The following is a 10795-nucleotide window of genomic DNA, read 5'->3' on the forward strand; positions in this document are numbered from 1 at the left end:
CAGCAATAAAGGACAGGCAATGGCATTTTCTACACTCAAAGGCGCCTCTTCAGGCTTACTTGCAGTACTTAAAAAAGGCTCTCGTATAGGTCGGCGTAAAAACGCGGTTTCCGTGCCTAAGCTCGCCCCTGCTAAAAACACCATTGCCTCCCTTGCCCCTTTAACCAAAATCATCAGCAAATATTTAACAGAAGCCGATGTAGAGCGTGTACGCGAGGCATATAAATTAGCCGATGAAGCCCATTTAGGCCAGTTTCGATCTAGTGGCGAGCCATACATTACTCACCCTATTGCGGTGACGGAAATCTGTGCTGGCTGGAAACTCGATGCCGAATCACTCATGGCTGCCTTACTGCATGATGTCATCGAAGACCAAGATGTCAGCAAACAAGAATTAGCTGAAAAATTTGGCACTGATGTTGCTGAAATCGTGGATGGCGTCTCAAAACTAGAGCGATTGCAATTCGAGACCAAGAGCCAACAACAAGCCGAAAGCTTCAGGAAAATGCTGCTGGCTATGGCTCGCGATGTGCGGGTGATTTTGATTAAACTGGCAGACCGGTTGCACAATATGCGCACTCTGGACGCCGTCAGTCCTGAAAAGCAACGCCGTATTGCCAAAGAAACCCTAGAGATCTATGCGCCCATTGCGCACCGACTAGGTCTCAATGCGTTGTTCCGTGAATTACAAGACCGTTGTTTCCAAGCCATTCACCCAAATCGCTATCGCGTTTTACACAAAGCGCTACTCTCAGCACGGGGCAATCGACGTGATGCCCTAGGAAAAATCACCGACTCGGTACAAAATGCATTACCTGCTGCGGGCATAGAGGCGGATATCTCTGGGCGTGAAAAATCCCTCTACAGTATTTTCTGTAAAATGGTTGAGCAGAAAAAATCTTTTTCTGACGTCTTAGATATTTATGGTTTCCGCATTATCGTGCATACCTTACCTGAGTGCTATTTAGCCTTAGGAACCTTGCACCAACTCTATCGTCCTGTACCCGGAAAATTCAAAGACTATATTGCCATCCCAAAAATAAATGGCTATCAATCGCTACACACTACGCTGATTGGTCCTTATGGCACTCCGGTAGAGTTTCAAATTCGCACCCGAGAAATGGACCATGTTGCCGAAGAAGGGGTAGCCTCACATTGGCTATACAAAAACGAAGACGTATCGCTCAATGAACTACAAAAACGCACACACCGTTGGTTGCAGTCATTGCTCGATATCCAGAGTCAAACGGGTGACTCCAGCGAATTCTTAGATCACGTTAAGGTCGACTTATTCCCTGACGCGGTCTATGTCAATACGCCTCGCGGCAAGATCATCTCTTTACCTAAAGGCGCGATTCCTATTGATTTTGCCTATACCATTCACTCTGATATTGGTAATCATGCCGTCGCCGCCAAGGTAAATAACGAATTCGTTTCTTTACGCAGCGAGTTAAAAAGCGGTGATTTAGTTGAAATCATCACCTCACCTGCGGCCCGCCCCAGCGCACAATGGCTCAACCATGTACGCACCGGTAGAGCTCGCTCTGAGATCCGTCATTATTTGCGCACTGTACAATACGAAGAATCAGTTGCCTTTGGGCGGCGTCTACTTAAACAAGCACTTACTGAGCTTGGTATTGACATGCCCGAAGACAATAACCCGACGTGGGATAATTTAGCAAAAAATTCCGGGGCTGCCTCTCGTGAGGAAATTCTCGCTGATATTGGTTTAGGTAAACGCCTAGCAGCCGTAGTAGCACGCCGCTTTACCTCCGACAACCCATTACTAGAGACCACAGCAACGGCAGTCGACGAGTACAACTCTAATACTCAAGCCCCTATTGTCATTCATGGTAATGAGGGTCAAGCTGTGCAGCTCGCACCGTGCTGCGGCCCGCTGCCAGGGGATGCCATCATTGGTGGCATACGTATGGGCCATGGCTTAGTTGTGCATATGGCTGAGTGTGCCGTTGCCCAGCGTTTACAAGCCAAAGAGCGTGAGCGTTGGATTCCCGTGATCTGGGATAATCAAACCGCTAGACATCTATCCACACGCATTGACGTGACTGTGCTCAACGAGCGTGGCGTACTAGGTCGTCTGGCTGCAACGATTACGGATGCAGACTCTAATATTTTACACCTCACGATGCCTGATGAGGATGGCGCTGCCGCCTTATTACATCTAACTATCCAAGTAGATAGTCGTAATCATTTGGCTCAGGTCATTCGTTCTATGCGCCAAGTACCTCAGGTACAAAAAATTGTACGTGTTAAAGGGGCAAACTCTTAGCAATCAAGCTATAGCGTGCCCTGCCACAGTATCATCACACCATAGATCAATACCCCCACAAAGGTAGCGACTATGGTGTTTTTGTATAAACGATGGCTACACCAAATCCCCAATAGGGCAACAGCAATACGCAATAGGTCAGACTGGGCCTGAGTCACTGTATCAAATTGAATTAAGCCCGCCAAAGACACCACAAGTAAAGCAACAATAGCTGCTGGCCCCAATGCAACCAGCGCTGCACGCAAAAGGGGCTGCTGAAATACAGACTGCAACTGCACAAACCAACGCATAGGTAAGTAACGCAATAAATAGGTTCCTAGGCCCGCCCCCACTACTAAAATGGTAATCTGCCAACCAGTCATACCAGATCCTTTGCTCGAATAGGCCAAACAGCCCATATACTGCCTGCCAGCATCCCCACAATTAAACTACTATGAGCCGGCAATACAATCAATGAAAGAGCTGTCACACCCGCCACCCACAGCAGCATCGATCGATGGCTCTGATCCACCATATCTAACAACAACGCAAAAAACAAAGCGGGTAAAACAAAAGCAAGACTCTGTTGTAAAACAGGATGCGAGGCTAACCAATCAGTCGCCACATATGCCCCGACAACGGTGCCCATTACCCACGCGCCATACGCCCCAACCTGCAGCCCCAAATACCAATAGGCTTTGCTGCCACTCGCCACGTTATCAATTTTAGCTCTAGCCGCCGCAAATACCTCATCGGTCAGACCAAAAGCCATTAATGCATAGGGCTTAGGTCCGGGTTCAGATCCAAACTGACTTAATAATGCCGGACCATAAAACAAATGCCGCAAATTCACCACGATGACAATCAACATCATACTAACTACTGGTGTTTGCTCTGCGATCAAGAGCAATAAAATAAACTGACTGGCTCCGGCATAAATACAGACCGAAATGAGCACAGCAAGCCAAGGCTCTATACCCGCGCTAACCGCTGCTACTCCAAAGGAGACCGCTACCGGAAAGTACCCCAGCATAATAGAACTGCTAGCGACGATACCTTGACCTACTTCTTTACGTATTGTCATGTTAGGGAATCAAATCAAAACCCCTACATGAATCCACATATAGGGGTTTAATTAAAAAACTAAATAAAGATTATTCCGCGTCTAGCTCAGCACTCATAGCTTGCTCTGAGGCAGGCAACTGCTTGACTTCCAGCTGATCTCGTAATGCTTGCATGACCACCTGCTCTTGGGCATTACCCCACAATTGCTGCAATTGTTTTTGCAAAAAATCAGCAATCATCGGGTCAGGGGAGCTGCTATCTTTACCTACGATTTTAACCAAATGAAATCCATTAGCACTTTCAGCCCCTACAAAAGCAGGTAGCTGATTGATTTCAGCGCTCATGAGCACATCTAAGGTTGTTTTAGGTATTTGCTGATTATCAACACGACTGACATCTAAGGACTCGCTAAACTCAATGGTAGTCTGCGCGCCTGCCTGTAATTCAGCCAATTGTTTTTTCCCTGCTTCGCGGGCTGCAACCAAGGCTTTTTCTTGCTCAAGTTGTTTTTTAACCTGATCATGTAACTGGTCTAAGCTAGGTACATGTGCAGCCACAAACTGATTCACGCGCACTGCTACGATTGAGTCTGAAGCTAACTCGATCACGCCTGCATTCTGCTGCTGCTCAAGCGATTGCGCCGTATATAAAGCACGTCGTACCCGAGGATCTTCTAGTAAAGCGGCTGTGCTAAATGCCTGCTGATCAATACCTAACTCAGCATTATTCAGTAAACGATCACGTGCTACGCCCTGGGCTGTTTGAATCGGCAAACCTAGGGCATCAGCTGCCGCATTCAGATTTTCCGGATTCTCATAGACCAGATTTGTTAGTTGTGTTGCCATATCAGCAAAACGCTCTGCCGCAAGCTGTTGACGTACCTCGTCGGTAATCTGGGCTTTTACTGATTCAAACGACTGTTTTTGCTCAGGTAAAAAATCATTCGCCTTAAAGATGTGATAGCCATCCGGACCCTCAATCACCCCAGAAACCTCGCCTTTTTGCAAAGCAAAAACAGCATTCTGTAAGACCTCGGGCCAGTTACCTTGAGTAATCCAACCCAGTTCGCCACCCGATTGAGCGCTACCACGATCTTGGGAAGATGTTTTGGCTAACTCTGCAAAATCAGCTGGATTAGCTTGCGCCTTAGCCGCCAAGCCTTTCGCTAATTGTTGCGCGGCTTGGTGCTCACTGTCATCCGACCCAGGCAAAACTAAAATATGGCTTAAATTAATTCGAGCTGGAGAAGTAAAACGGGCTTTATTTTGATCGAAATAAGCCTGTAAATCGTCTTCGCTAATTGAGGCGACATTCTTTACTGCAGCGTCTTCGTTAAGCAGTAGAAAATCCACATTCACATAGTCTGGCAAGCGCAACGCATCTTGGTTTGCGTCATACCATGCTTTAATTTCCTCATCTGTCACGCTTTGCTCGGCCAAAAACTGTTCAGCAGTAAAGGCGTGCAATTGTACAGTGCGACTATCCATTAAGACTTTTTGTAATTCGTCATTAATTATTTGAGGCAATGTTGCTGTATCAACAATAGGCGCTAAAACACGACTAATGGCTAACTCAGCACGTTGAGATTGCTCGAAATCTCGGGTGGTAATGCCCGCCCCTGCCAATAGCTGATTATAGCGCTGCGCAGAAAAGACCCCATCCTCTTGGAGCTCTGGCATAGCCGCTATTGCCTGACGTAAGGCAGAGTCAGAGACGCTAAAGCGCTCTTTGGTTGCTATCTCTATTAATACACGGCGATCAACTAAAGAATCCAATAGTTGCTGTTTAGCGGCTGGTGTATCGACTAAGGCTGGATCAAAAGCCCCACCCATAGAACGCTGTAAATCATTAAGCTGATTACGTCGTGCCATGTCAAACTCTTGTGCAGTGACTGCCTGATCACCGACCTTGACTAAGTCCTCGTCACCGGACACATAATTAGAGTAACCACTGACGCCAATCAATACAAACGATGGCAAAATCAATATGAGCAACACCAGTTGCATTAAGCGCTGATGTCTACGAATAAAATTGAACATGAATCACCTATTAAGAGCGGGTAGCAACCCACCCATAGATTAGTTACATAACCAAGGCAGTTTAACACTTTAGTTGCGAAGTACAGCACCTAAGATGGTACTCTAAGAGTAAAATCAGCTATTTTACTGTAATCTTTTTGGTTTTTGCCTTTTTATGCCTACCTCTGCTTTTAATTGGAACTACCCAACCCTTATTGCCCATCGTGGGGCAGGTAAACATGCACCTGAAAACACCTTAGCTGCTGTTCGATTGGGCCATCAACACGGTTTTACCATGATGGAATACGACGTCAAGCTAAGTCGTGATGGTGTAGCGATTTTATTGCATGACGATGACATTCGCCGCACATCAAATGGGGCAGGCCTAGCCAGCACATATAGCTTTGCCGATTTACTGCATTTTGACTTTGGAGCCTGGTTAGATAAAAAATATACAGGCGAACCGATTCTTAGCTTAGCCACCATGGCAGCCTACACGATAGCCAATGGCATTCGTAGCAATATAGAGATCAAACCTGAAACAGGTTTTGAGGCCGAAACCGGCGCCAGAGTTGCCCGTTTGGCACAGCAACTTTGGCAGGATGCCGATTTGCCACCTTTGCTGTCCTCATTTTCTGAGACGGCCCTGGAAGCCGCTAAACTGGCTGCTCCTGACCTACCCCGTGCTTTACTCATAGAAAACCATGTTCCTGCCGACTATCTAGAGCGCATGCATCGTTTAGGGTGTGTGGCCTTGAACTTAGACACCAAACTAACCACCCATGAGCTAGTCAAAGAAACCGTAGCGGCGGGCTACCAAATGTGTATCTGGACCGTCAATGATCCAGCCCGTGCAAAAGAGTTGTTAAGCTGGGGATGTAAAGGCATCGTGACTGACGCCATCGATACCATCTCCCCTTCCGCTCATTTTGAAGGTATTTAATTAAAAGAAGCGCTCGCCGGGTTTCAGGTAACGCCACTGGCCTTCGGGCAAATCCCCGATAACCACATCGCCCATGCGCATGCGCTTCAAACCAACTACTTTTAACCCGACAAGTTCACACATTCTGCGAATTTGACGTTTTTTGCCCTCGTGCAATACAAAGCGTAGTTGATCTTGATTTTGCCAGCTAACCTTAGCCGGACGTAATGGCTCACCATCTAAACTAAGACCAAAATTCAATAGTGCTAGACCACGCTCGTCTAAGTTACCAGTTACTCGTACTAGGTATTCTTTATCTATAGGAGAATCCTCTCCGATTAGTTGGCGTGCAATACGACCGTCTTGCGTCAAAACCAATAAACCCTGTGAGTCAATATCCAAGCGACCCGCTGGGGCTAATCCACGCAAATGCGCGGGGTTAAAACGAGGGGCCTTTTTATCTCGACCACGAAACTGATTATGTGCTTGAATTAACGAAACGGCATTTCTATAGCCTTTTTCAGCCTGCCCTGACACATAACCAACTGGCTTATTTAAAATAATAGTGACGCGCTGCGTTTGTTTTTCACGCGCAGTGCGATGCAAAGTAACCTTAGCTGTGGGCAATGCTTTTTGACCTAGCACTGCTTTTTCACCATCAACAGACACCCAGCCACGTTCGATAAACGCGTCGGCCTCGCGACGTGAGCACATGCCACGATCAGCCATAATTTTTGATATACGTATTTCCATAATCTTCATTTAAACGGTAATGCAAATGAGATGACATTTGCCAAAATAAAACTCAGCTACTCAGTCATACCCTTAGCATTCGTCCTGAAATGCTTGGCTAAATAACCATTAGCTATTAATTTATAACTTATACTACTAAACCCTATCCTTTCTGTATTTCCATACTACGACATGAGCGATCACACTTTTTCGGGTCCAGGCCGCCGTAATGCAAAATTGTTATCCGGCTTACAGGCCTTAGGCGGGGCGAACCCTGCCCTAGTGGTAGCCTTGGGGGGGTTAGTCGGCCAACAACTGGCGTCTAACCCTGAACATGCCACAGTGCCTGTTAGTTTATTTAATCTGGGCATGGCGCTTGGCATTTTGCCAGCGGCGTTTTTTATGCGCAAAATGGGACGTCGTAATGCCTATTTTTTAGGCTCTGCCTTAGGGATAGCGGGGGGATTAACCGCCTATTTTGGAATTACCAGTAGCTCATTTTTACTTTTTTGCTTAGGTACTATTCTAGCCGGATTTTACTCATCATATGTGCAAAATTATCGCTTTGCTGCTGCAGACAGCGTAGCGGCCCCATGGAGGCCTAAGGCTATTTCGTGGGTAATGCTGGGTGGGCTTGTTGCAGCCGTCGTTGCGACGCAGTTAATTTTATTAACACGCGATTTATGGCCCACGACGCCGTTTGCAGCGACTTTCTTAGGCCAAGCTGTTTTAGCTGCCCTAGCAATACCTTTGATTAGCCTATTACGCCCAGACGTAATCGCCCAAACGCCTACCTCATCTACATCGCCTGCAGGGCGCCCTTTATTACAAATAATCAAAAACCCACGCTTTATCATTGCGGTGCTAACGGGAATGGTCTCATATAGTTTAATGAGTTTTATGATGACAGCCTCTCCGCTTGCTATGATTGGCTGCGGACATAGTTCCAGAGACTCTACCCTAGGAGTGCAATGGCATATATTAGCTATGTTTGGCCCTAGCTTTTTTACCTCTATGCTGATTCAACGCTTTGGCAAAATCACTGTTACCTTAGTGGGTATTTTACTCATTGGCGCCGCCAGTGTAACGGCACTAAATGGCTTAAGTGTGGCCCACTTTTGGACTAGTTTGATTTTATTGGGAATAGGCTGGAACTTTAGTTTTATTGGCGCTACTACACTGGTTACGGATTGCTATAGAGCCGAAGAAACGGGTAGAGTTCAAGCCTTTAATGACTTCTTAATCTTTGGCTCTGTTGCCCTATCATCCTTTTCCTCTGGTCGGCTGTTAGCTACCCAAGGCTGGGATGGTATTAACACCTGGACTTTTCCTATTGTGGCTACTGTTAGCATCGCTCTCATTGGCTTAAAAATCAGCGATTATCGATCCATCAAAAAATCATAACACATCAAAAAGACCCGCCTTTAAAGCGGGTCTTTTTTACTATAAAGCAGCCAATCCTGTTTCGCCTGTGCGTATTCGAATGACCTGTTCGACAGGGGTAACAAAAATCTTACCATCACCGATTTTACCCGTTTGTGCTGCTCGCATGATGGCCTCTATTACCTCGTCACAACGAGTTGCAGGAACCACAATATCAATGCGAATTTTAGGTAAAAAATCTACCACATATTCAGCACCACGATACAGTTCAGTATGTCCTTTTTGTCTACCAAAACCTTTGACTTCGGTAATAGTTAACCCATTTACATCAAGCTCTCCTAGGGCCTCTCGGACCTCATCGAGCTTAAAGGGCTTAATCATGGCAGTAATCTGTTTCATTGGTCCAATCAAATAAAGCAAACAATGGCATATAGTAGCACTAAGCGCCTACAGCTATTTACTCTACGATAGATTTAGGTCTGTTTTGTGGATTAAATGCCCCAGAAAAATCAGAGCCAGATGGAGTCTGATACAGCCTTAGGGACATTTCAGGCAAAATGGCGATCAAGTGATCAAACACATCACCTTGAATCCCCTCAAATCCCACCCATGAAGTATCGCTGGTAAAACAATACACCTCCATCGGGATCCCTTCTGCCGTTGGCTCCATCATACGAACCATCATCGTCATGCCAGCATGAATTCCCTCTTTGTGCTTAATGTATTCATTTGCATACGCTCTAAACGTACCTAGATTCGTTAAGCGTCGACGATTAACAGCCTCTTTGCTTTGATTAACCTCGGCTAACTGTTCCTTTTTTTCACTCAAATAATCTTTAAGTAACGAAATATGGCTGAGCTTTTCAATTTCATCATCACTTAAAAAACGCACTGAAGCGGCATCAATCCGTAAACTGCGTTTAATACGTCGACCGCCGGACTCAAACATTTGACGCCAGTTTTTATAGCTCTCCGAAAAAAGCTTGTAAGTAGGAATAGTCGTTATTGTGTTATCCCAGTTTTGCACTTTTACCGTATGTAAAGCAATATCAACCACACCACCATCCGCTCCAGACTGAGGCATCTCAATCCAATCACCAATACGCAACATGTCATTGGTGCTCATTTGCGCACTGGCTACTAAAGAAAGCAACGTATCTTTAAATACCAATAACAATACGGCCGATAAGGCACCTAACCCCGAAATCATCAGTAAAGGAGACTTATTCAGCAACACGGCGATCAACACAATAACCGCCAAACACCAAAACACCATGCGTAGTAATTGCAAATAGCCCTTAATAGAACGGCCTTGCTCTTGCTTACGGCCATCAACCACATCCTGAAACACAAGTAAAATGGCACTAATTGCTCTAAACAAAAACAGTAATGAAACCGTTAATACCACTCTGGATATGACATCTAGCGTTTTTTGCTCAACGGGGATCATACCCAGCCCCGTTCCCGTAATAAACAATGGAATGGATGCACTGAGGTGATCTATCACCCGACGATTTTTAATTGCATTTAGCCACTCTTGCTTACCTATGGTCTGTAAAAAACGACCTACTAAAAAACGCATTGCCAAAGAAGATGCCCAATGCAATAACGCATAGGCCATAATCAGAACAAAAAGACCTGCTAAAATTTGCATCCATACTTCAGGCAAGTGTTGGTAGAGCCAATCATTGACGTACCAATCACCCATTTGAATTGCGTTATCCATTTATTCTCCTTGAATCTTAAAAAGCGGAATGATTTTTACATCGTCTTTCAATGCACGAAATAGCAAAAATCCTTCAATAGGCATGCAAAAAGGGTAACATATAGCTATTACTATCTCTCATAACTTTACTTTTCTTATGTCTACGCAACAAAACAATCACAACCAATTCGACAACAAGTCGCAAGCTTGGTCCGCCCGATTCTCTGAGCCGGTCTCTGATCTGGTAAAGCGCTATACCGCATCGGTGGATTTTGATAAACGTCTAGCCCTCTATGACATTCAAGGCTCTTTAGCTCATGCCGAAATGCTGGCCACTGTGGGCGTCATTACACAGGATGACCTAAAAGACATTCAGCGCGGTATGGAACAAGTCATCACTGAAATCAACAATAATGAATTTGAGTGGTTACTTGATTTAGAGGACGTACACTTAAATATTGAAAAACGGTTAGTTGAAATTATCGGTGATGCAGGCAAACGTTTGCACACTGGCCGTTCACGAAATGACCAGGTTGCAACTGATATCCGGTTATGGTTACGTGCAGAAATAGATCAAAATAGCGACTTACTTAGACAGCTACAAAAAGCGTTAGCTCAGTTGGCACTTAATCACGCCGATACTATTTTGCCTGGCTTCACACACCTACAAGTCGCCCAACCTGTCACCTTTGGCCATCACT

At 45.6% G+C, this 10795-nt stretch carries 10 protein-coding genes; 4 read left to right on the plus strand and 6 right to left on the minus strand.

What is annotated here, in order from left to right; all coding sequences use genetic code 11:
- Window positions 1–19 precede the first annotated feature (19 nt).
- A complete protein-coding gene (locus Q0Z62_RS06280; RefSeq protein WP_298052285.1) occupies window positions 20–2290 on the plus strand; it encodes a bifunctional (p)ppGpp synthetase/guanosine-3',5'-bis(diphosphate) 3'-pyrophosphohydrolase in 2271 nt (756 codons plus the stop codon).
- Between the two features lie 8 nt (window positions 2291–2298).
- Here Q0Z62_RS06280 and Q0Z62_RS06285 read toward each other — a convergent pair whose 3' ends face one another.
- The 3 genes from Q0Z62_RS06285 to Q0Z62_RS06295 form a co-directional block, all read right to left on the minus strand.
- Window positions 2299–2652: an AzlD domain-containing protein gene (locus Q0Z62_RS06285; protein WP_298052287.1), complete on the minus strand. Its 354-nt coding sequence runs from the start codon at window positions 2650–2652 to the stop codon at window positions 2299–2301.
- Window positions 2649–3353, minus strand: coding sequence for an AzlC family ABC transporter permease (locus tag Q0Z62_RS06290; protein WP_298052289.1), 705 nt, complete (start codon window positions 3351–3353; stop codon window positions 2649–2651). Before Q0Z62_RS06290 ends, Q0Z62_RS06285 begins: the two co-directional genes overlap by 4 nt.
- Window positions 3354–3423: 70 nt before the next feature.
- A complete protein-coding gene (locus Q0Z62_RS06295; protein WP_298052291.1) occupies window positions 3424–5373 on the minus strand; it encodes a SurA N-terminal domain-containing protein in 1950 nt (649 codons plus the stop codon).
- A gap of 154 nt (window positions 5374–5527) precedes the next feature.
- Between Q0Z62_RS06295 and ugpQ the strand changes: the two genes are divergently transcribed.
- A complete protein-coding gene (gene ugpQ / locus Q0Z62_RS06300; RefSeq protein ID WP_298052293.1) occupies window positions 5528–6295 on the plus strand; it encodes a glycerophosphodiester phosphodiesterase in 768 nt (255 codons plus the stop codon).
- On the opposite strand, the gene Q0Z62_RS06305 is transcribed toward ugpQ, so the two are convergent.
- Window positions 6296–7030 (minus strand): pseudouridine synthase, encoded by a 735-nt coding sequence (locus tag Q0Z62_RS06305; protein WP_298052304.1) that lies wholly within the window; start codon window positions 7028–7030, stop codon window positions 6296–6298.
- 168 nt (window positions 7031–7198) lie between these two features.
- Here Q0Z62_RS06305 and Q0Z62_RS06310 point away from each other — a divergent pair, with 168 nt between their 5' ends.
- On the plus strand, window positions 7199–8410 hold the full coding sequence (locus Q0Z62_RS06310) for an MFS transporter (protein ID WP_298052296.1): 1212 nt from the start codon (window positions 7199–7201) through the stop codon (window positions 8408–8410).
- 39 nt (window positions 8411–8449) lie between these two features.
- On the opposite strand, the gene Q0Z62_RS06315 is transcribed toward Q0Z62_RS06310, so the two are convergent.
- Window positions 8450–8788 (minus strand): P-II family nitrogen regulator, encoded by a 339-nt coding sequence (locus tag Q0Z62_RS06315; protein ID WP_269901902.1) that lies wholly within the window; start codon window positions 8786–8788, stop codon window positions 8450–8452.
- Between the two features lie 58 nt (window positions 8789–8846).
- The gene (locus Q0Z62_RS06320) at window positions 8847–10115 is read right to left on the minus strand and encodes a mechanosensitive ion channel family protein (protein ID WP_298052298.1); all 1269 of its coding nucleotides are present in this window, start codon (window positions 10113–10115) and stop codon (window positions 8847–8849) included.
- Between the two features lie 136 nt (window positions 10116–10251).
- On the opposite strand from Q0Z62_RS06320, the gene Q0Z62_RS06325 reads away from it, so the two are divergent.
- Window positions 10252–10795: lyase family protein (locus Q0Z62_RS06325; RefSeq protein WP_298052301.1), on the plus strand; the 544-nt coding region annotated here is incomplete at its 3' end.

Source organism: uncultured Paenalcaligenes sp., from assembly GCF_947630565.1.
GTDB classification, from domain to species: Bacteria; Pseudomonadota; Gammaproteobacteria; order Burkholderiales; family Burkholderiaceae_B; genus Paenalcaligenes; species Paenalcaligenes faecalis.

Excerpts from the sequence above, each read along its gene's own strand:
- Q0Z62_RS06315 (WP_269901902.1), bottom strand. The coding sequence starts at position 8,788 with ATGAAACAGATTACTGCCATGATTAAGCCCTTTAAGCTCGATGAGGTC.
- Q0Z62_RS06310 (WP_298052296.1), top strand. The coding sequence starts at position 7,199 with ATGAGCGATCACACTTTTTCGGGTCCAGGCCGCCGTAATGCAAAATTG.
- Q0Z62_RS06285 (WP_298052287.1), bottom strand. The coding sequence starts at position 2,652 with ATGACTGGTTGGCAGATTACCATTTTAGTAGTGGGGGCGGGCCTAGGA.
- Q0Z62_RS06320 (WP_298052298.1), bottom strand. The coding sequence starts at position 10,115 with ATGGATAACGCAATTCAAATGGGTGATTGGTACGTCAATGATTGGCTC.
- Q0Z62_RS06290 (WP_298052289.1), bottom strand. The coding sequence starts at position 3,353 with ATGACAATACGTAAAGAAGTAGGTCAAGGTATCGTCGCTAGCAGTTCT.
- ugpQ (WP_298052293.1), top strand. The coding sequence starts at position 5,528 with ATGCCTACCTCTGCTTTTAATTGGAACTACCCAACCCTTATTGCCCAT.
- Q0Z62_RS06295 (WP_298052291.1), bottom strand. The coding sequence starts at position 5,373 with ATGTTCAATTTTATTCGTAGACATCAGCGCTTAATGCAACTGGTGTTG.
- Q0Z62_RS06280 (WP_298052285.1), top strand. The coding sequence starts at position 20 with ATGGCATTTTCTACACTCAAAGGCGCCTCTTCAGGCTTACTTGCAGTA.